At 60.3% G+C, this 19,611-nt stretch carries 25 protein-coding genes; 4 read left to right on the top strand and 21 right to left on the bottom strand.

What is annotated here, in order from left to right; translation table 11 throughout:
• Positions 1–282 precede the first annotated feature (282 nt).
• The 5 genes from AC07W4_RS21850 to AC07W4_RS21830 form a co-directional block, all read right to left on the bottom strand.
• Positions 283–786, bottom strand: a complete 504-nt coding sequence (locus AC07W4_RS21850; RefSeq protein WP_495033951.1) for a DUF4142 domain-containing protein — start codon at positions 784–786, stop codon at positions 283–285.
• A 72-nt stretch (positions 787–858) separates the two neighbouring features.
• Positions 859–1,017, bottom strand: a complete 159-nt coding sequence (locus AC07W4_RS21845; RefSeq protein ID WP_082562877.1) for a KGG domain-containing protein — start codon at positions 1,015–1,017, stop codon at positions 859–861.
• Between the two features lie 118 nt (positions 1,018–1,135).
• The gene (locus tag AC07W4_RS21840; protein WP_495033950.1) at positions 1,136–2,482 is read right to left on the bottom strand and encodes a sensor domain-containing protein; all 1,347 of its coding nucleotides are present in this window, start codon (positions 2,480–2,482) and stop codon (positions 1,136–1,138) included.
• Between the two features lie 79 nt (positions 2,483–2,561).
• A complete protein-coding gene (locus AC07W4_RS21835; protein ID WP_495033949.1) occupies positions 2,562–3,200 on the bottom strand; it encodes a LysE family translocator in 639 nt (212 codons plus the stop codon).
• Between the two features lie 87 nt (positions 3,201–3,287).
• Positions 3,288–4,196: a LysR substrate-binding domain-containing protein gene (locus AC07W4_RS21830; RefSeq protein ID WP_495033948.1), complete on the bottom strand. Its 909-nt coding sequence runs from the start codon at positions 4,194–4,196 to the stop codon at positions 3,288–3,290.
• Positions 4,197–4,273: 77 nt separating this feature from the next.
• Here AC07W4_RS21830 and AC07W4_RS21825 point away from each other — a divergent pair, with 77 nt between their 5' ends.
• Positions 4,274–4,762: a DMT family transporter gene (locus AC07W4_RS21825; RefSeq protein ID WP_495033947.1), complete on the top strand. Its 489-nt coding sequence runs from the start codon at positions 4,274–4,276 to the stop codon at positions 4,760–4,762.
• Positions 4,763–4,890: 128 nt separating this feature from the next.
• Here AC07W4_RS21825 and AC07W4_RS21820 read toward each other — a convergent pair whose 3' ends face one another.
• The 4 genes from AC07W4_RS21820 to AC07W4_RS21805 form a co-directional block, all read right to left on the bottom strand.
• The gene (locus tag AC07W4_RS21820; RefSeq protein ID WP_008051831.1) at positions 4,891–6,222 is read right to left on the bottom strand and encodes an MFS transporter; all 1,332 of its coding nucleotides are present in this window, start codon (positions 6,220–6,222) and stop codon (positions 4,891–4,893) included.
• Positions 6,223–6,396: 174 nt separating this feature from the next.
• Complete coding sequence (locus AC07W4_RS21815) at positions 6,397–7,323, bottom strand: hydroxymethylglutaryl-CoA lyase (protein WP_495033946.1); 927 nt, start codon at positions 7,321–7,323, stop codon at positions 6,397–6,399.
• Complete coding sequence (locus AC07W4_RS21810) at positions 7,320–8,513, bottom strand: CaiB/BaiF CoA transferase family protein (RefSeq protein ID WP_495033945.1); 1,194 nt, start codon at positions 8,511–8,513, stop codon at positions 7,320–7,322. Before AC07W4_RS21810 ends, AC07W4_RS21815 begins: the two co-directional genes overlap by 4 nt.
• A gap of 242 nt (positions 8,514–8,755) precedes the next feature.
• Entirely contained in the window at positions 8,756–9,658 is a 903-nt protein-coding gene (locus AC07W4_RS21805) for a LysR family transcriptional regulator (RefSeq protein ID WP_495033944.1), read from the bottom strand.
• 131 nt (positions 9,659–9,789) lie between these two features.
• Between AC07W4_RS21805 and AC07W4_RS21800 the strand changes: the two genes are divergently transcribed.
• The gene (locus AC07W4_RS21800; RefSeq protein WP_495033943.1) at positions 9,790–10,809 is read left to right on the top strand and encodes a DUF4917 family protein; all 1,020 of its coding nucleotides are present in this window, start codon (positions 9,790–9,792) and stop codon (positions 10,807–10,809) included.
• A gap of 164 nt (positions 10,810–10,973) precedes the next feature.
• On the opposite strand, the gene AC07W4_RS21795 is transcribed toward AC07W4_RS21800, so the two are convergent.
• From AC07W4_RS21795 to AC07W4_RS21785, 3 genes are all read right to left on the bottom strand, one after another.
• Positions 10,974–11,318 carry a YegP family protein gene (locus AC07W4_RS21795; protein WP_495033942.1) on the bottom strand — a complete coding sequence of 115 codons (345 nt, stop codon included), beginning with the start codon at positions 11,316–11,318 and terminating at the stop codon, positions 10,974–10,976.
• 164 nt (positions 11,319–11,482) lie between these two features.
• Entirely contained in the window at positions 11,483–11,788 is a 306-nt protein-coding gene (locus tag AC07W4_RS21790) for a ribbon-helix-helix domain-containing protein (protein WP_008051823.1), read from the bottom strand.
• Positions 11,789–11,802: 14 nt separating this feature from the next.
• Positions 11,803–12,384, bottom strand: coding sequence for a DJ-1/PfpI family protein (locus AC07W4_RS21785; RefSeq protein WP_277535357.1), 582 nt, complete (start codon positions 12,382–12,384; stop codon positions 11,803–11,805).
• Positions 12,385–12,678: 294 nt separating this feature from the next.
• Here AC07W4_RS21785 and AC07W4_RS21780 point away from each other — a divergent pair, with 294 nt between their 5' ends.
• Positions 12,679–13,653, top strand: a complete 975-nt coding sequence (locus tag AC07W4_RS21780) for a DMT family transporter (RefSeq protein WP_495033941.1) — start codon at positions 12,679–12,681, stop codon at positions 13,651–13,653.
• Here AC07W4_RS21780 and AC07W4_RS21775 read toward each other — a convergent pair.
• The 3 genes from AC07W4_RS21775 to AC07W4_RS21765 form a co-directional block, all read right to left on the bottom strand.
• On the bottom strand, positions 13,644–14,858 hold the full coding sequence (locus AC07W4_RS21775) for a class I SAM-dependent methyltransferase (protein WP_495033940.1): 1,215 nt from the start codon (positions 14,856–14,858) through the stop codon (positions 13,644–13,646). The two genes, AC07W4_RS21780 and AC07W4_RS21775, sit on opposite strands and share 10 nt — an antisense overlap.
• A 133-nt stretch (positions 14,859–14,991) precedes the next feature.
• On the bottom strand, positions 14,992–15,354 hold the full coding sequence (locus AC07W4_RS21770) for a hypothetical protein (protein ID WP_495033939.1): 363 nt from the start codon (positions 15,352–15,354) through the stop codon (positions 14,992–14,994).
• A gap of 2 nt (positions 15,355–15,356) precedes the next feature.
• Positions 15,357–15,635, bottom strand: coding sequence for an Ogr/Delta-like zinc finger protein (locus tag AC07W4_RS21765; RefSeq protein WP_495033938.1), 279 nt, complete (start codon positions 15,633–15,635; stop codon positions 15,357–15,359).
• Between the two features lie 300 nt (positions 15,636–15,935).
• Here AC07W4_RS21765 and AC07W4_RS21760 point away from each other — a divergent pair, with 300 nt between their 5' ends.
• Positions 15,936–16,364: a helix-turn-helix domain-containing protein gene (locus AC07W4_RS21760; protein ID WP_495033937.1), complete on the top strand. Its 429-nt coding sequence runs from the start codon at positions 15,936–15,938 to the stop codon at positions 16,362–16,364.
• A gap of 16 nt (positions 16,365–16,380) precedes the next feature.
• Here AC07W4_RS21760 and AC07W4_RS21755 read toward each other — a convergent pair whose 3' ends face one another.
• The 6 genes from AC07W4_RS21755 to AC07W4_RS21730 form a co-directional block, all read right to left on the bottom strand.
• Positions 16,381–16,662 (bottom strand): phage holin family protein, encoded by a 282-nt coding sequence (locus AC07W4_RS21755; RefSeq protein WP_495033936.1) that lies wholly within the window; start codon positions 16,660–16,662, stop codon positions 16,381–16,383.
• Complete coding sequence (locus AC07W4_RS21750) at positions 16,659–17,018, bottom strand: putative holin (protein ID WP_495033935.1); 360 nt, start codon at positions 17,016–17,018, stop codon at positions 16,659–16,661. The genes AC07W4_RS21755 and AC07W4_RS21750 overlap by 4 nt, the downstream gene beginning before the upstream one ends.
• Positions 17,015–17,308 (bottom strand): helix-turn-helix domain-containing protein, encoded by a 294-nt coding sequence (locus AC07W4_RS21745; protein WP_495033934.1) that lies wholly within the window; start codon positions 17,306–17,308, stop codon positions 17,015–17,017. The genes AC07W4_RS21750 and AC07W4_RS21745 overlap by 4 nt, the downstream gene beginning before the upstream one ends.
• 131 nt (positions 17,309–17,439) lie before the next feature.
• Complete coding sequence (locus AC07W4_RS21740) at positions 17,440–18,057, bottom strand: TPM domain-containing protein (protein WP_495033933.1); 618 nt, start codon at positions 18,055–18,057, stop codon at positions 17,440–17,442.
• 28 nt (positions 18,058–18,085) lie between these two features.
• Positions 18,086–18,841, bottom strand: a complete 756-nt coding sequence (locus AC07W4_RS21735; protein ID WP_495033932.1) for a TPM domain-containing protein — start codon at positions 18,839–18,841, stop codon at positions 18,086–18,088.
• A gap of 37 nt (positions 18,842–18,878) precedes the next feature.
• Positions 18,879–19,484 carry a LemA family protein gene (locus AC07W4_RS21730; RefSeq protein WP_008051807.1) on the bottom strand — a complete coding sequence of 202 codons (606 nt, stop codon included), beginning with the start codon at positions 19,482–19,484 and terminating at the stop codon, positions 18,879–18,881.
• Between the last annotated feature and the right edge of the window lie 127 nt (positions 19,485–19,611).

The following is a 19,611-nucleotide window of genomic DNA, read 5'->3' as shown; positions in this document are numbered from 1 at the left end:
GCTGCCGAGCTCGCGAGGCTGCGTTCGGCTGCATAGCAGTCGTGAGTCCAGCTGACGCGGCCTGCCTGACGTACCGCAATGGCTGATTTTACGTCTGCTTCGCAGCCGAACGCAGCCTCGCGAGCTCGGCAGCTGCTACAAAGGGTGTCGTGGCTGAAATTGCTTAACTGACTGGCATCAGGCGTGATTAGCCGTTTTTTTATTACAGGCCGCTGGATCATTGCTGAAAAGAAAAACGGCGCGTGACCAAATTCCCGCGCCGTTTGTGTTCAATCCTTGTGTTCAACTTTTAGCCCGCAACGCTTTGGCCATTTGCAGATGATTTTGCAGTTTAGGCAGGGTTTCTTCGGCGAACGCCTTGATCTGAGGTACGTCGGTGGTCTGTGCTTGCTGCTGCAGCTGATCGATGGCTTCCTGCGTGGTCTTCACCTGACTGGCTGCATAGGCCTCGTCGAAGGTCGCCCCATCCATGGCTTGTGGCATCAGGGCCTTGGCCTTTTCGACAACCTCTTCGCGTGGGGCCACCGGCAAATCCAGTTGCCTGGCGATTTTCGCCAGGTGCTGGTTCGCAGTGGTGCGGTCGTTGATGACGACGATGGTGTAATCCTTGACCTCTCTGGATTCGGACTTCTGGTGCGCCAGTCGGCTGGCTTCGATATCCGCCATGCCTTTGGCCGAGGCCTCGTCGATGAATTCGGCGAGCGACTGGGCAAAGGCACTGCTGGCAAACAGCCCAAGTAACGTGGCAAAACTGGCATTACATAATCGGGTGGCCATCCGGTTCATGGTCGCGCCCTCCTTGAAAAGTTCAAACGGGAGCTTTCGCCCCCGCCTCTCAATCAAAACCACCTGCATCCTTTAACGGGATTTCTGACCGCCCTTGCGACCCATGTCGGGTTTCGTCGGGTCTTTATCGACGGTCGTGGTAGTGGTTTTCCCACCCTTGCGACCGGCTTCAGAGGCCTTCGTTCGATCGTTGGCGAAGTTCCCTGAGTTCGAGTTTCTGGAATTAGGCATGATTCTCTTCCTCTTGGTGGTAGTCGCGGCGAGCGTACGCCCGCATAGAATCTGAATTTGCGCGCCCAAAAAGGTTTAGAAAATTACGTGGAAACTACGACGAACGGTGCCCGGGTTTTCAGACCGGTCGCAGGTGATGCTCGCGCTTGGCGCAGTACATCGCCTCGTCGGCATGCCGGAACAATTGCTTCTCTTCGGTGCCGTGATCGGGGTATCGGGCGACGCCGATACTTGGCTGGATGTTCAGGCTGTGCCCGTCCAGTCGCAGGGGCTGGGCCAGGACCTGACGGACTTTCTCGACCACGATGTCGGTATCGTCTGCCGCGTGAATGCTGTGCAGCAACACCACGAACTCATCACCGCCGATGCGGGCCACGGTGTCGGTTTCCCGCACACAGCCCTTGAGCCGATTGGCCACCGCTTGCAGCAGCATGTCGCCGACCGCGTGGCCATGGGTGTCGTTGACTTGCTTGAAGCGGTCGAGGTCGACGTACAACAGCGCCATGCGTCCGCCGCCCTCGCGGGCCGCTCGCATCGATGCCTTGAGCCGGTCACGCAGCAGCTCGCGGTTGGGTAACTGGGTCAGTTGGTCGTACTGGGCCATGTGTTGCAGGCGGGCGTGCAATTGCTTGCGCTCGATGGCGGTCGCGACCTGAGCGCAGACGTATTGCAGCAGTTCCTTGTCTTGCTCGGTGTAACGCTCGCCGCCTGGAATGCTTTTGACGATCAACGCGCCGATGGTGCCGTTTTGCGAGTTTAGCGGCACACCCAGCCAACAGGGTGCATTCTGCTCGTCCTGCAGCATTTCGAAGCCTACAGGAGGTGGGCACTGGTCCGGGGTCAACAGAATCGGCAGGCCCGTGCGAATCACCTCGACGCACAGGCGCCCGGTCATGGTTCCGGGCTGTTCGGGCTGTGGCTCGTGGTCATCGACGTGATAAGGGAAATTCAGCTGAGCGCAGTGCTCGTCATACAGCGCCACGGAAAAATTCAGTGCCGGCAGCCATTCGCCGATGAGCATGTGGATGCGTTTGAACAACGCCAGCAGATCCTCTGCCGCATGGGCCGCCTCGGAAATCGCATACAACGCTGCCTGCCGGGATTCGGCCTGCTTGCGTTCGGTGATGTCGCGAGCAACCGCGATGCGCAACTGATCGTCTTCGGACCAGCGTGCCGACCAGAGGATGTGCACCACACTGCCATCCTTGCGCAGGTAGCGGTTTTCGAAGTTGAGCTTGGGTTCGCCGCCCATGATTTCCCGGGCGGCGTCGAGGGTGCGCTGACGATCGCCCGGGTGCACCATGTCGATCATCGCCTCGCCGATCATCTCATCGGCTCTGTAGCCGAAAATGCGCTCGCACGCCGCGCTGACAAAGACAAAGCGGCCCTGTTTATCCACCGCACAGACGGCGTCCAGCAACAGATCGATATAGCTCGCCAGCGGCGCGGAATTCCGGTTTTCCATGGTTCAGCGTGGGTGTCCCGATAATGCAGCGCTCATCAATCATCCCTGCCCTTTCAGTCTTGCATCCTTGTGATCACATTCATGCCTTGTTCGGCATCAGCCCCGGCAACGCATGTACCAATGCGTTGATGGCGAAACCGATGAACATCACCCCGCACAACCGGGTGATTGCCAGTTCATGACGCTGGTACAAGCTGCGCACCCGCCGCGCACCGACAACGCCAATGAGAATAGCGTAGGCGAGCAACCCGCCGACGAAACTCAGGGCGATCAGCGCCGGCAGCATTGACCAGTTGAGCAGTTCCGCGCGGCTCGACAGCAGTGCCGTGAACGTCGCCACCGCCACCGGATAGGCCTTGGGGTTGGTCAGGCCAAACAGAATGCCGTGCCAGAACGGCTGCCGCGCCGGGCCCTGCGGCTCACCGGCACTGCTGCGTCGGGCGCGCACCGCACGCCAGCCGAGCCAGAACAGGTACAGGCCGCTGAGTACTCCGAGCACGTCGAACGCGGTACTGCCGATCTCCCGCGCACCGACAATCGCGATCAGCGCCGTGCTGCACCAGACCACATCGCCGAGCAAATGCCCACCCAGAAACCCCGCCCCGGCCCGCCGCCCATGGGCTGCGCCAATGCCGAACACCGCCAGCACCCCCGGCCCCGGGGTAATACCGTAGATAAAACCCGAGGCAAGCACGGCCATTAGCAACGATGGGGTCATGGGGAGTCCTTTTGAACTGCTTGGTGAATGGTGGCCAGTCTATATCAGGTCTTAAGCTGTCGACTGCCTGATCGCGACAGAAACTCTTCAACGCTGGGTCCCCTCCCCAATCCTCTGATTCAACCAATTCAACGCCTGATCCCCACCCCGCCGCTTGTGCCACACCAAAACAAAGGTGAACGACGGAATCTGAAACGGTGGTGGCACGACGATCAATGTCGACTCATCGATGTCGCGCAAGGCCCGGGAGGCGACGGTGAGAATCAGGTCGGTGCCACTGATGAATTCCGGGGCGACGCTCCAGTGCGGCAGGCTGACGGCAACACGTCGGCGTTCACGCAAGGCCGTCAGCGCCCGCTCGATTTCCGGGGTGCCGCTGCCGCGCATCTCCAGCAGCACATGGGGCCGAGCCAGGTAGGTAGGCAGATCGAGGACACCATCGGCGGGCAGGCTGTTGCGGTCCACCAGGCAGGCATAGTGCTCTTCGAACAGCGGTGTGCTGCGCAATTCGTTGGGAATTTCCGGGAATACCCCGACGGCGACATCAATATCACCGTTGAGTACCCCTTCGAGCATGCTTTCGCGGCTGCCGTGGCTGATTTGCAGGTCGATACCCTGCGCTTCGCGGCGCAAGGTTCGGATCAGTCCCGGCAGGACAATCGCGGCGCCGTAGTCGGACATCGCCAGGCGGAAGGTCCGCCGGGTGGTCGCGGGATCGAAAGCGTTCGGCGCCAGCAACGCTTGCACCTGGGCCAGGGCTTCGGCCAGCGGCGCCACCAGTTCCAGCGCTCGCGCAGTCGCTACAAGGCCGGCACCGGCGCGCACCAGCAGCGGATCGCCAAGCAGGTCACGCAATCGCGCCAGCGCATGACTGACCGCTGGCTGGCTCAAGTGCAGACGCTCGGCCGCCCGGGTCACGTGTTGCTCGCTGAGCAAGGCGTCGAGGATTACCAGCAAGTTGAGGTCGATGCGTCGTAGATCATTCATCTGCTGCATGTTCTGAATAACAAATCGGAATTTAAATCTGCGCGACGAATACTCTAGAGTCCAGCAAAACCTGTTGGAGATCGATCATGAGTACGTTGCATTGGGCCGGTCTGATGGGGTTGGCGATGATCGCCGGGGCGGTGGTACCGTTTCAGAGCGCGATCAACGTCAACCTCGGGCGCGGGTTGGGCCATCCGTTGTGGGCGACGCTCGCCTCGTTGCTGGTGAGCGTTATCGTGCTGTTGCCGATCATCGTGGCGATGCGTTTGCCGTTGCCGTCACTGGCATTCATCAGCAAGGCGCCGCTTTGGATGTGGGCCGGTGGCGCTTTTGGGGTGATCTTTATTTCCCTGGCATTGGTGCTGCTGCCCAAGCTGGGTGCCGCGGGGTTCATGGCATTGGCGCTGGCGGGGCAAGTGGTGGCGTCGTTGTTGCTGGATCACTTCGGCTGGTTTGGGTTGCTGGAGCGACAGGTTACCTTGCCGAAGGTGTTTGGGGTGGTGCTGTTGATGGCCGGGGTGGTGTTGATTCAATTTTTTGATGCACCGGCCAAGGGGTTGGCGACGGCGGGTTGAGGGGACAACCGACGGTACGATGGTGTTTTCCAGTCAGCCTTCGCGAACGAGCCCGCTCCCACAGGAGGTACGCGGTCCTTGTGGGAGCGGGCTTGCTCGCGAAAGCGGTCTGTCTGGCAATGCAGACTTCAGGCCTTGTCGAGGGTGCGTAACTTCTGCGGCAACCCCCACAGCAACAGCGCCACCGCAATCAGCGCACACACACCAATGACATACAGCGCCGGCGTGGTGCTGCCGGTCAGGTCCTTGATCCGGCCGACCATCACCGGGCTGACGATGCCGCCGAACTGGCCCAGGGTGTTGATCACCGCGATCCCGCCGGCAGCGCCCGCGCCGGCACCGGCCAGCAGTTTCGGTGGCAGGGTCCAGAAGCTCGGGATGGAGGCGATGATCCCGGCACCGAGCAGGCCCAACGCGACAATCAGGAAGGTCGTGTGACTGGCGAAGATCCCCGCGCTGAAGAACCCAACCGCACCAACCGCCACCAGACCGGCGACAAACTTGCGTCGCTCGCCAGTAGCATCGGACAGGCGTCCGATCACCACCATGCTGATGGCACCGCAGATATAAGGGATGGCTGTCAGCAAGCCGATCATCACCGGGCTTTCAGTACCGGCGCTGCGGATCAGTTGCGGCGCCCAGAAATTCAAGCCGTAAGACGCCACCTGGATCAGGAAGTAGATCAGGCCCAAGGTCAGAAAGCCCGGAATCCGCAGCGCGGCGAGCAGCGAGCCACCGCTCTTGTGCGGCTCATGCTGGGCGATGCGGCTTGCCAGCAGGGTCTTCTCCGAGGACGTCAGCCAATGGGCGTCTTCGATGCGGTCCTTGAGCAAAGTCAGCACCAGCAAACCGAGGCCGATACACGGCACGCCACCGAGCAGGAACAGCCAGTGCCAGCCACGCATTTGCAGCACGCCGTCGAGGTGTTGCAGCACCAGGCCCGAGAACGGCGCGCCCACCAGGCCGGCGAACGCCGACGCCAGGAACAGCATTGAGGTGATGCGCCCGCGATAGTGCTGCGGGAACCACAACGTCAGGTAATACAGCACGCCCGGGGCGAAACCCGCCTCCATCGCACCAATCACGAAGCGCAGCACGTAGAACTGCCATTCGCTGTTGACGAACACCATGGCCGCCGTGGCCAGGCCCCAGGACATCATGATCCGGGCGATCCAGCGCCGGGCGCCGACCTTGTACAGCATCATGTTGCTCGGCACTTCGAAAATCACATAGCCGACCACGAACAACCCGGCGCCCAGGCCATAAGCGGTATCGCTCAGGCTCAGGTCGGCCTGTAGCTGAAACTTGGCGAAGCTGATGTTGATGCGGTCGAAAAAGGCGAACAGGTAGCAAACCATGATCAGCGGCATCAGCCGCCAGGCGACTTTGCTGACCAGGGCTTTTTCTTCGTCGTGGCTAACGGCCGGGCTCGCGCCGGCCTCCAGTGCATTAAGGCTCATTGCGTTTCTCCAGGCGGACTTCCCATGGGTGTCCGATTGTTTTTGTTGTCTGGTTGAGGTGCTTTTTACTGTGGGAGCGGGCTTGCTCGCGAATGCGTTCTGACATCCTGCATAGATGTCGACTGACACTCCGCTTTCGCGAGCAAGCCCGCTCCCACAGGGATCTGGGTGGGGTCAGGAAGGCACCGGATGCAGGTCACAGTTGCGCCCGGCCTTGACCAGTTGACCGGGCACTTCATGGCCGAGCAGCGCCGGAAGTCCTCGGGACAGTTTCAGCAGCAGCGGCAAATCGATACCGGTGTGGATGCCGACTTCATCGCACAGATTCACCAGATCCTCGGTGCAGATGTTCCCCGACGCTCCCGGCGCAAACGGGCAGCCGCCAAGGCCGCCGAGGGCCGCGTCGAAGCGTCGGGCACCGGCCTCGTAGGCGGCCAGCACGTTGCACAGGCCAAGGCCGCGGGTGTTGTGAAAGTGCAGGGTCAGGTCCGCCGGCGACACCCGTTGCAGCACCCGGCGCACCAACTGCTCGACCTGACGCGGATTGGCCATGCCAGTGGTGTCGGCCAAGGTGACGCCCTGGATGCCGAGCTCCTGATAGGCCTCGACGATTTGCAGTACGCGGTCCTCATCGATCGTACCCTCGAACGGGCAGCCGAAGGTGGTGGCGATGCTGCCGTTGAGTCGCACGGGGCTTTCGCCGACGTACTGCACAATCTCGCCGAACGCGGCCAATGAATCTTCACAGCGCATACGCATGTTCGCCAGGTTGTGGGTCTGGCTGGCGGACATCACCAGGTTCAGCTCATCGGCACGGCACGCCAACGCCCGTTGCGCGCCCTTGAGGTTGGGGATCAACGCGACATAGATCAGCCCCGGTTGCCGAGTGATGCCCTTGAACACCAGCTCACCATCGCGCAGTGCAGGAATGGCCTTGGGCGACACGAACGAACCGGCTTCGATGCGGCTGAATCCGGCCTGCGACAATTGATCGATCAGGGCAATCTTGTCGTCGGTTTCAACCCAGGTCGGCTCGATTTGCAAACCGTCCCGCGGGGACACTTCCTGCACGATAAGACTGTCGGAATAATCGGTAATCATTGCACCACTCCTTCGACTTTCAGGCGTTCGATGTCCGTCGCGGTCAGGCCCAACTGCGCGAGGATGCCATCGGTGTGCTGGCCCAGCCCGGGACCGGACCAGTTCACGCCGCCGGGGGTCTCGGAGAGTTTTGGCACGATCCCCGGCATCTTCACCGTGGCGCCACCGGGCAGCTCGGCATTGAGCAGCATGTCCCGCGCCTGGTAGTGCGGATCGGCGACGATGTCGGCCACCGAGTAAATGCGCCCGGCCGGGACTTCGGCGGCTTCCAGCGCGGCCAGGACCTCGTCGATGGGCAGGCTGCTGGTCCAGTGGGTGATGGCGGCGTCGAGCAGATTGCTCTTGGCTGCACGCCCGTCGTTGTGGGCGAATTCCGCTGCCTCGGCCAGATCGGCGCGGCCGATGGTTTGCATCAGACGCTTGTAGATCGGATCGCTGTTGCCGGCAATCACCACATAGGCGCCATCGGCCGTCAGGTAAGTATTGGACGGCGCGATGCCCGGCAAGGCGCCGCCGCTGCGTTCACGCACATGGCCAAGCATGTCGTATTCCGGCACCAGGCTTTCCATGACGTTGAACACGCTTTCGGCCAGGGACACATCGACGATCTGCCCACCGCCCTGCCCGGTCTTGACCCTTAGCAACGACATCAGCGCGCCGATCACCGCGTGCAGTGACGCCAGGGAATCGCCAAGGCTCACACCGACCCGCGCCGGTGGCGAACCGGGGGTGCCGGTGGTGTAGCGAATCCCGCCCATGGCTTCGCCGATGGCACCGAAACCCGGACGATCGCGGTACGGACCGGTCTGGCCGTAACCGGAAATCCGCACCAGCGTCAGGTTGGGATTGAGCGCGTGCAACACGTCCCAACCCAGGCCGAGTTTTTCCAGGGCGCCGGGGCGCAGGTTCTCGATCAGCACATCGGCGCTGGTCGCCAGTTGCTTGACCAGTTCGATGCCTTCGGGGGATTTGAGGTTCAGTGCCAGGGACTTCTTGTTGCGCGATTGCAGGTACCACCACAGCGAGGTGCCTTCATGCAGCTTGCGCCATTTGCGCAGGGGATCGCCCTGGCCCATGGCTTCGATCTTGATCACCTCGGCGCCGAACTCGGCCAGCATGCGCGCCGCAAACGGCGCGGCGATCAGCGTGCCGATCTCGATCACTTTGATCGCACTCAAGGGGGCAGTCATCGCGGGGTACCTCTTGTTCTTGGAATATGGGCCAAGACTAGAGGAGCGGTGTCTGAGGAATCCAACCTTCAGTTGGCAACGGGCGTTCGCGAAATGCGAACGCTCCAGAGAGTTATCGCGACCTCAGGGCCGCCTTCGCGAGCAAGCCCGCTCCCACAGGGATTTTCAGCGCTACACAGATCCAGTGTGGGAGCGGGCTTGCTCGCGATGAGGCCGGCACAGTCAGCGAAGAACTTTCAGGCTCAACCCCGCAAATGCTCAAACAACATCCGGCTCACCGGCGACAGCAACACCTCATCGCGCACCACCAGAATCAACGCCCGGTCCGACCATTCGTCCGTCAACGGCACCGCGTGCAAACCCAGTGCCCGGCCAAACAATTCAAAGGCGCGCTGCGGAAGAATGCCGATACCCATGTTGGCCTGGACCATGCGGCACATCGCATCAAACCCCGGCACATGAATACGAACCCGCAGCACCTTGCCGGCTTCGCGGGCCGCTGCGTGGGTACGCATGTTGATCGAACTGGCGGCATGCAAGCCAACGTAATCACTGCCCAGCGTATCGGCGAACGCCACGTCCGACCGGCTCGCCAATGGATGGTGCGGGGGCATCAACACCACCAGTTTGTCCTGGCGATACAGCACGCTGTGCAAGCCCTTGATATCGCTGTCGATGGAACAGATCCCGAGGTCGGCCACCCCGTCGAGCACGCCCTGAATCACCCCGGCGCTGGGGCGCTCTTCGAGGTCGGTCTTGACTTGTGGGTGACGTTCGGAAAAATCCCGCAGGTCCTCGGGCAAAAACTGAATGATCGCCGACAGGTTGGCGAGCATCCGCACATAACCGCGCACACCGTGGCTGTGCTCCCCCAGTTCAAGTCCCATTTTCTCGACGTTGAACAACATCTGCCGGGCATGGTGCAGCAGGGTTTCACCGGCAGGCGTCAGGGACATGCCCTTGGCCTGGCGCACGAACAGACTGATGCCCAGCGCCTCCTCCAGCTCCATCAAGCGCTTGCTCGCCGCCGAGACGGCAATCGCTTCGCGCGAGGCGGCACGGGTCAGCGTGCCCTCTTCATGCACGGCGACGAACAGTTGCAGAGTGATCAGGTCGAGACGGCGGATCAGGCTTTTTTGCAGCATCGGGTACTCGGCGAAGTCGGCTCAGGCGAAGTCGCAGCATAGCGTTCTTCGCCCGCGTCGTGCCGTGGTCCGGGCACCGGTCGTGATAAAGTCGCCGCCCACAGACCTTTTGCCGTGAGACGAAGACCGCAATGACCGATTTCCAGGATGTCGATACTCAACTTGAAGACTGGAACGCCTTGCGCAGCACCGCTTCGTTCAGTGGTTTGCTGGTGGGTAACGGTGCCAGTCGCGCGGTGTGGGACGATTTCGGCTACGAGTCGCTGTTCGAAAACGCCCGCACCGTTGAAGAAAAACCCCTGAGCCCGTCCGAGCTGAGCGTGTTCGATGCCATGCAGACCCGCAGTTTCGAGCAGGTACTGAGCGCCTTGAAAACCACCAGCCGGGTCAACAAGGCCCTGGCCGTCAGCTCCGCCGCCCCGCGCAATCGCTACTACGCGATCAAGGAAGCGCTGATCAATACCGTGCATGCGGTGCATATCCCGTGGCGGCTGGTGGTGCCTTCGACGCTGGTTACTATCAATCAGGAACTGGCCAGTTACCGGACTGTGTTCACCACCAATTACGACTTGCTCAACTACTGGGCGGTGCAACACCAGCCTGAGGCGATCACCGATCTGTTCCAGGGCGCCGAGCCCGGTTTCGACCTGAGCGACACGGCCACCGATAAAACCCGGTTGCTGTACCTGCACGGCGGTCTGCATCTGGTGCGCAACCAGGACGGAACGGCGCGCAAGCTGATGTCGACCGAGGGCACGTTGCTGGGCAATTTCGCCATCAACAACACGATCAAGACCCTCGACGACGTGCCGCTGTTCGTCAACGAAGGGTCGAGTGCGGACAAGCTCAAGACCATCCGCAGTTCGGACTACCTGTCGTTCTGCTACGAGCAATTACTCGGTCACGGCCAGGCGCTGTGCATCTTCGGCCATGCGCTGGGAGAGCAGGACAGCCACATAATCCATGCCTTGCGCCTGGCAAAACCTCAGGTGGTGGCGATCTCGATTTACCCGCGCAGCAAGGCATTCATCCAGCACCAGAAACGGCATTACGCGAAGGTGTTTGAGGGGACAGGCGTGGAGTTGCGGTTTTTTGATTCGAAGAGTCATGCACTGGGTGGCACGAAACTCACGGTTCCGGTCGAGGTTTAGCGGCGACGCGGTTGACGCTTTCGCGAGCAAGCCCGCTCCTACAGGGATCACGCTGAACCTGTGGGAGCGGGCTTGCTCGCGATGAGGCCATTAAATCCAACACAGATGTTGACTGTCAGACCGCCATCGCGAGCAAGGATTTGTACTGGCTTTGAAGGCAGTGATCAAAGCACCGGCAACGTCTTGTCCTTGACCACCTTGGTCGAGCCGTTGGCCTTCACACTGGCAATGCCTTTCTCCATGGCGGCATCGGAGGAATAGGTCTCGCTGCTGCCAATGATCTCGTGGTTACCAGCCTTGAGGTTGAAATACGGATGGCCGTCCTTGGTGGTTTTCTTCTCGTAGCGCTCATCCAGTGGGCTGTTGGCCTGGACCGAGGCGATGCCTTTGTCGGCGGCGGCGTGGGTGGTGTACAGCTCGCTGGTCAGAATGGTCTCGGCGTTGGCCGCCTTGAGGACGAACCTGAACTGGCCATTGCTGCTTTTGCTCACTTCATACCATCCGGACATGCTGTTTCTCCTTGGCGATTGAGAGGTTGCGCGCTTCACAGTAAAGACCAGGCCGGGATTTCTGTCGCCTGTACGGCCCCCTTCGCGGGCAAGCCCGCTCCCACAGGTTCGGCGTAATCCCTGTGGGAGCGGGCTTGCCCGCGAAGGGGTCGACGCAGTTTTGACTACTTCACCACTGCCCGCACCACCGACAACTCCGGCGCCGACGTGCGCCGCTGGCTCAGATACCGCGTACAACTCACCCGCAGGAACGAAGCGAAATTGACCACCTCGCCGCGGTAGTCCATCACCTCTTCATACAGCTTGGCGATCAACTGATTGGTGGTCATGCCGTCGACCTCGGCGATTTCGCTGAGGATGTCCCAGAACTGATTCTCCAGCCGCAGGGTGGTGACCACCCCGCAGATGCGCAGCGAGCGGGAGCGCGATTCGTAGAGTATCGGGTCGGCTTTGACATACAGCTCGCACATGGACACGTCCCTCGTTACAGCGTGATTTTGGTACCCAGCAAACCCAGGAAACCAGCCAGCCAGTTCGGGTGCGCAGGCCAGGCCGGCGCCGTGGCCAGATTGCCCTGAACATGGCCGTCCGTCACCGGAATGTCGATATACGTACCGCCCGCCAGTCGCACTTCCGGAGCGCAAGCCGGATAAGCGCTGCATTCGCGGCCTTCGAGAATACCCGCTGCCGCCAGCAACTGCGCGCCATGGCACACGGCAGCGATCGGCTTGCCGGCCTTGTCGAATGCGCGCACCAGCTCCAGGACTTTTTCGTTCAGGCGCAGGTACTCAGGCGCGCGGCCGCCCGGAATCAACACGGCGTCATAATCGGCGGCGTTGACCTTGGCGAAATCGAAGTTCAAGGCAAACAGGTGACCGGGTTTTTCACTGTAGGTCTGGTCGCCTTCAAAGTCATGGATCGCTGTGCGCACGGTCTGGCCGGCAGCCTTGTCCGGGCAGACGGCATGCACCGTGTGGCCGACCATCAGCAGCGCCTGGAACGGCACCATCACTTCATAGTCTTCGACGTAATCACCAACCAGCATCAGGATTTTTTTCGCAGCCATGGGGAGGACTCCTCTGGAAGTGGGCGTGCAGGAGTATTCAAGGTAGTCCTTATCCGGCGGGTCGGGTAACAACCGGCTACTACCTGATGGACCGCGTTATCGTTCTTCGCGAGCAAGCCCGCTCCCACAGGGGGAACGCATTCCAATGTGGGAGCGGCGGTGCGGCGATCCGACTTGGTCGCGAAGAGGCCCGCAAACTGTACGGATAAGTCTGTGCCTAGCTGTAACAGCGCAAACCCATGGTTTATGGCTTTATGGAGCCTTACCCCATCACCCCATATTCTGGTTGCCATCATGTCCTCGCGCGAAAACACCGGCATGGCCCTGGGCCTGCTCGGCGTTGTGATCTTCAGCCTCACCCTGCCCTTCACGCGGATCGTCGTGCAGGAACTCCACCCACTGCTCAACGGCTTGGGCCGGGCACTGTTTGCGGCGGTTCCGGCGGCGTTGCTGTTGCTGTGGAACCGGGAAAAATGGCCGACCTGGAAGCAGGTCAAAGGCCTGACGCTGGTGATGGCCGGGGTGATCCTCGGTTTCCCGGTATTGTCGGCCTGGGCCATGCAAACCTTGCCGGCATCCCACGGTGCGCTGGTCAACGGCTTGCAGCCGCTGTGCGTGGCGCTGTACGCCGCGTGGTTGTCCCATGAGCGGCCATCGAAAGCCTTCTGGGCTTGCGCCGCATTGGGCAGTGCGTTGGTGCTCGGTTATGCACTGATCAGCGGTGCCGGCAGCATTCAGGCCGGTGACCTGCTGATGCTTGGCGCCATTGCAGTGGGCGGATTGGGCTATGCCGAGGGAGGCCGACTGGCCAGGGAGATGGGTGGCTGGCAGGTGATCTGCTGGGCGCTGGTGCTGTCGACACCGGTGCTGATTGGGCCGGTGGTGTATCTGGCACTACAACATCAAGGCGAGATTTCCGCCAAGACCTGGTGGGCCTTCGGTTATGTCTCGCTGTTTTCGCAATTCATCGGCTTCTTCGCCTGGTACGCCGGGCTGGCCATGGGGGGCATTGCCCGGGTCAGCCAGATCCAGTTGCTGCAGATCTTCTTCACCATCGCCTTCTCGGCGCTGTTCTTCGGTGAACGTGTGGAGCCGATTACCTGGCTGTTTGCGGGCGGGGTCATCGTGACGGTGATGCTCGGACGCAAGACAGCAGTCAAACCCAGTGTGGGAGCGGGCTTGCTCGCGAATGCGGCTGCACATTCAACACCGATATCGACTGCCCCAACGCCTTCGCGAGCAAGCCCGCTCCCACAGAATCAGAGGTAGCCGTCGGAGCGCAGCAAGGTTTCCAGGCAATGCTCGCTGATGTGATAGAAATCCTTCAGCTCCTGAATCTTCGCCAGCAACCGGACCGGGTCCACCGACTCGGCGCGTTTGACCGCCAGGATCATTTTGTTCTTGTTGGTGTGGTCCAGCGAAATGAACTCGAACACCTTGGTCTCGTAGCCGCAGGCCTCAAGGAACAACGCGCGCAAACTGTCGGTGACCATCTCGGCCTGCTGGCCCAGGTGCAAGCCGTATTGCAGCATCGGCTTGAGCAGCGCCGGGCTCTGGATTTGCAGGCGGATCTGTTTGTGGCAGCACGGCGAGCACATGATGATCGAAGCACCGGAACGGATGCCGGTGTGGATCGCATAGTCAGTGGCGATATCGCAGGCATGCAGGGCGATCATCACGTCCAGCTCGCTCGGCGCCACGCTGCGCACATCACCGCACTTGAACACCAGGCCGGGGTGTTCAAGCCTGGCGGCGGCGGTGTTGCACAGGGTGACCATGTCTTCACGCAGTTCGACGCCGGTCACCTCGCCTTCGGCCTTCAAGGTGTTGCGCAGGTAATCGTGGATGGCGAAGGTCAGGTAGCCCTTGCCCGATCCGAAGTCCGCCACACGCACCGGCTTGTCCAGTGCCAGGGGTGACGAGGTCAGCGCATGGCTGAACACTTCAATGAACTTGTTGATCTGCTTCCACTTGCGCGACATCGCCGGGATCAGTTCATGCTGTTTGTTGGTCACACCCAGGTCGGCGAGAAACGGCCGGTTCAGGTCAAGAAAACGGTTTTTCTCACGGTTATGCTCGGCCGAAGGCACTTCGCGCAATTGCTGAGGTTGGCTCTTGAACAGCGATGATTTGCCCTTTTTGCTGTATTCGAGCTGGGCTTCGTCGGTCAACGACAACAAATGCGCATTTTTGAACGATGCCGGCAGCAGCCCGGCAATGTTCGCCACACCTTCGACAAGCGGCAGGTTCTTGGTGATATCGCGGGTCTTGTAGCGGTAGACAAAAGACAGGCAAGGCTGCGCCTTGACAGTCACGGGCTTGATGATGATCCGCTGCAGGTCCGTTTCATCGCCCACGTACTTGGCCAGCACCAGTTTGATGAACGCGTTGTGCTCGAGACTGGCTTGCAGCAGGTCGATGAACTGGGCGTGATGATCCGGCGCGAGGCTGGCGGGAGTGGCGGTGACGGACATGGAAAAACGGCCTCGGCAATACGAATCGGGGGGATGCCGGGTATTTTAGGGGGGACGAGGGTTTTGGGCACGGGGTAATTTTACGCCAGGTCCCGTTCCCGCCAATCGGGACCTGAATCCAACCGTCGCTACCTCAGGGCTCCACCAGCCGAAGTTTGCGATTGGTCGGCGAGTTAATGACGAACTTGACGATCAACCCTACCGGCACCGCCCACGTCAGACCGTTGGCCGGATCAGTGACCACGGCGACAGTTTCGGAACTTGCATCCAGATCCAGACGCCGGCGATCGTTGCTGGATTTGAGCAATCCGTACGCGTGGCCGACCAGCCGCTCCGCCTGGTGCATCGGCATATCCAGACTCTGCAAATGCCTCACCGCACGGAAGAACAGCACTTGATCATCAATCACACCCTCGTCCTCATGACGGGCCAGAAACGCCTGCGCTATGGTCAATAGCTCCTCATTCAATCGGGCCTGTTCACCAACCTCCTTCATGCTCAAGGCTCCTGTTGCACTTGCACCGCCGGAGCACTTTCGGCGACAGGCCGCGCGGCGCGGCGCAAGTCAGGTCCGGCGCACGGCAGGTGCACGGCCGGATTGGGCATGCCACTGGGGGAAAGCTCATGGGTCATTTCGAACTCGGCCCGCACCGACCAGCCACAGGCCTCCGACGTACATTGCAGGTACGCCACCCGCAGGAAAATATGCCGTCCTTCGCTGGTACGTATGCGCATCCGGCTCAAGCAGTGCGGGCACACCATCTTGTAAGTACTCATACTTGCTTCCCTTGGGCTATCCGGTGGTAATCGAATTGATCAAACGCAATACTGCTTGAAACACAATTCGTAAAAGACCGGTGCTGCAAATAACGTCCGCCAGACAAAAGGAAGTGCAACGGGCGGACACGTAATAGATACGAGGCAAGCTCGTAGGAAATCACCCTGATACCATTAGGAAGTTTCGACATCGTATTCTTCTGATTCATAGTTGATGATTGATTACTTACAAGAAAAAAAGTACTCATTACGCATACGTTAAGCACTCAAAAAGCATATGTCAAAAGGAAGAGGCTCAAATTGCGTAGCAAAAAATCACAAGCTGTTTTGGCTCGCCTGAAACAGATTACGGGCACAAAAACTGACGCATCCCTGTCTTCTGCGTTACAGATCAGCCCGCAGACACTTAGTAGCTGGAAAGGCCGCGACAGCACGCCATACTCATTATGCGTAGACATTGCACAGGCTCGCGGTATCTCCCTCGACTGGTTGCTGCTGGGCGAGGGGCCGATGCTGCGGCAAACGCCTCTAAACGCCCCTGCAAATGTTGCGCAAACGGCAACAACACAGGAAAGCACCATCCTTTCGCTGTGGCGATTGCTAGATGAGAATGACCGCTGCGCAATACAACACGCATTGGAGGAAAAGCGTCGCCTGCGGGATCTGGAAACGCAACTTTCAGAAATGGCCGCTATCCTGGCAACACTTGGATACTCGAACAAAACCTGACTTGAAGTCCGACGTTTCAATGCTTGAAGGCATGCCACAAAACAATAATGTTGCCATTACTGCGAACAATCATTACGCATGAAAAAAAACTCACCACTGCATGCCATGGGCTCACCGGCAGGAATGCCAGCAATACATCGATGCCGGCAAGGCAAAACACTGCGCCACACAAACTGATCAATATCCTGTCGCACCAGTTGTAATGTTGTTCGTCGCGCTGGTAACACGCCAGCCTGAACGCACTGATCAGGTGAGCCACGCTCGTCACCCACACCAGAGTCGCCATCTCAAAGGTCATTGCCCTCGCCCTCTGAGATGACTAAGGATGTCACCGAGGCCAGCGCCATCGATCCACTGCATGAGCTTGATACTGATGGGAATAACCAGTAACGCGCACAGAAAAGCAGTCACACCGGCTGTCAGAAAAGGCGCCAGTGGCCGGGCGACCGGGGCAAACAGGTAACCGACACCCGCAGACAACAGCCAGGAGCCGATACGTTGCCAGGCCTTGAAGTTGGCGCGAGTGGTAGTGACCAGCCACGCGCCAAGCGTCGCACCGAACAGGACTTCTCCATCGATAACCGGCAACGTCGCAATACCCAACCCCACCATGAGCCCGCTGATACTGTTGTAGGTCGAATCAGTCAGGCTCATGGATTATCTCGCGGCTGCGATGGTTCAACAGTGATGGCCCCCAACTCCAACGCCCTGAACACGGCAGCGTTACGAGATCTGACGGCAAACTTGCGGCGGATATTGGAGAAGTGGAAGTTGATGGTGGATTCCGAGCAACTCTGAATCCTGGCGATTTCCCAGGACGTTTTGCCTTTGAGGCACCACTCCAGGGCTTGTGTCTCTTTCGCTGTCAGTTGCACCGGCGAAGCAAGCATTGCGCTACCGGGGAAATCCGCCACCGAGATACTCAGCGATTGTTGCGTTTTCATAAAAACTCCCTCTACACAGAACGCCCATCGCAGGGCGTGCATCATGTGAGAGATGTTGAAGACAAGCTCCCCGGCGGACAACGCTTGGGAACTGTATCGCAGCGCACTACAAAAGCAGATGAAGCCCTGGCTTAACCCAGCACCACCAGACGATTGGGCAGTTCGTTGCGCACATGGGTCACCGGCACATGCACCTTGAGCAACTCTCCACAGGCCTCGACGCAACTGACAAAGCCCTGCAGCGTCTGCCCCTGTTTAACCTGCTGGGTGAACGTCGCGACGATCGCGTCCCAGTTCTTGTTGTCCAGGCGACTGGAAATCCCTTCATCCACCAGGATCTCCACATAACGCTCGGCCTCGGAAACGAAAATAAGCACGCCGGTGCTGCCCTCGGTGTGGTGCAGGTTCTGCTCCAGGAACTGCCGGCGCGCCAGGTTCGAGGCGCGCCAGTGGCGCACCGAGCGCGGGATCAGATGGGTGGTGACTTTCGGCAGGCGGAACACCAGGCACAGCACGATGAAGATGGCCCATTGCACCAGCAGCAGGCTGTGCAGGGTCAGCCAACCGGTGAAGTAATGCACGATGCCCGGTACCAGCAGCGCCAGCAGGCTGGCCCACAGCAACGGGATGTACGCATAGTCGTCGGCGCGGACCGCGAGCACGGTCACCAGTTCGGCGTCAGTGTCGCGCTCGACCCGGGCAATGGCCTCGGCCACCTTGCGTTGTTCGTGTTCAGTCAGTAATGCCATGTCGTGAAGTGCCTGCTCGTTTTTATTATCACCAGCCGCCGGACGAACCGCCTCCGCCGAAACTGCCCCCGCCGCCGCTGAAGCCTCCCCCTCCACCGCCGCCGCCAAATCCACCACCGCCAAAGCCGCCCCCGGATCCACCGGAGCTGCCCCGGCTCGCGGGAAGGATACCGAGCATCTGGCACACAAAAACAGTCAGGATGAGCAACATCACCAAAAACACGAACAAACCGGGATGCCGCGCGATGAAATCGTCCCCCGGATCGCCTCTGGAGTCATACGCCGTGGAGGGTTCGTCCAGAGGGTTGCCGCCCAGCACCACCAGCATCGCCGCCACGCCGTCACTGATGCCTTTACTGAAATTGCCGGTCTTGAATGCCGGGGTGATGACCTGGTTGATGATCACCGAACTCTGGGCATCGGTCAGGCGGTCCTCCAGGCCGTAACCGACTTCGATGCGCAGCCGGCGCTCGTCCCGGGCGATGATCAGCAAGGCGCCGTTGTTCTTGTCCTTCTGCCCGATGCCCCAGTGGCGGCCGAGCTGGTAACCGAAATCGGCGATATCGGTGCCTTGCAAATCCGGCAACGTCACGACCACAAGCTGTTCGCCGGTGGCTTGTTCATGGGCCTGAAGTTGTTGGCTGAGCTGCTGGCGCACCGATGGCTCGATCATTTGAGCATTGTCGACCACCCGCCCGGTCAGCGCCGGGAAGCTCAGTTCGGCCCGGGCAGCGATCGCCACCACCCATAACATCAGCAACAGGCCTGTTTTCAGGACGCCCATGGACAACCTCTTGCGTGGTGACGCCGATGAGCGCTTTTCAGAATTTGACCTCGGGGGCCTTTTCCGAACCCGGCGTGGCTTCGAAGGTCTCACGCATCGGCAGGTCGCTGTACATCACGGTGTGCCACAGGCGACCGGGGAACGTGCGGATCTCGGTGTTGTACTTCTGCACCGCGAGGATGAAATCGCGCCGGGCCACGCTGATGCGGTTCTCGGTGCCTTCAAGCTGCGATTGCAGGGCGAGGAAGTTCTGGTTGGCCTTCAAGTCCGGATAACGTTCGGAGACCACCATCAAACGGCTCAAGGCACCGCTGAGCTGGTCCTGGGCCTGCTGGTACTGCTTGAGCTTTTCCGGGTCATCCAGGGTCGAGGCATCCACCTGGATCGACGTGGCCTTGGCCCGGGCCTCGATGACGGCGGTCAGGGTTTCCTGCTCGTGGGCCGCATAGCCCTTGACAGTTTCCACCAGGTTGGGAATCAGGTCGGCGCGCCGCTGATACTGGTTCTGCACCTGGCCCCAGGCGGCCTTGGCCTGTTCGTCCAGGGTGGGGATGTTGTTGATGCCGCAGGCGGTCAGCAACGTGGCCAGCATCAGCAGCGTGACGACCTGCAAACGCGAGCGGTAGGTTGGACTTACATTCATCTGGGTGATGCTCCCTTGTGCATTTCATGAAAAAACCGACCGTGAAACCTTCTGGACCGGCTCTTGGGGCATAATCGCCCGCGCCTCTGGATTGCAACGGGCCGATGGGCTAAAAAGAGGCCCTGCG

This window comes from Pseudomonas sp. GW821-FHT02A08, assembly GCF_059422045.1.
The sequence above is the reverse complement of the archived record's forward strand: the minus strand, read 5'-3'. Positions and strand labels throughout refer to the sequence as shown.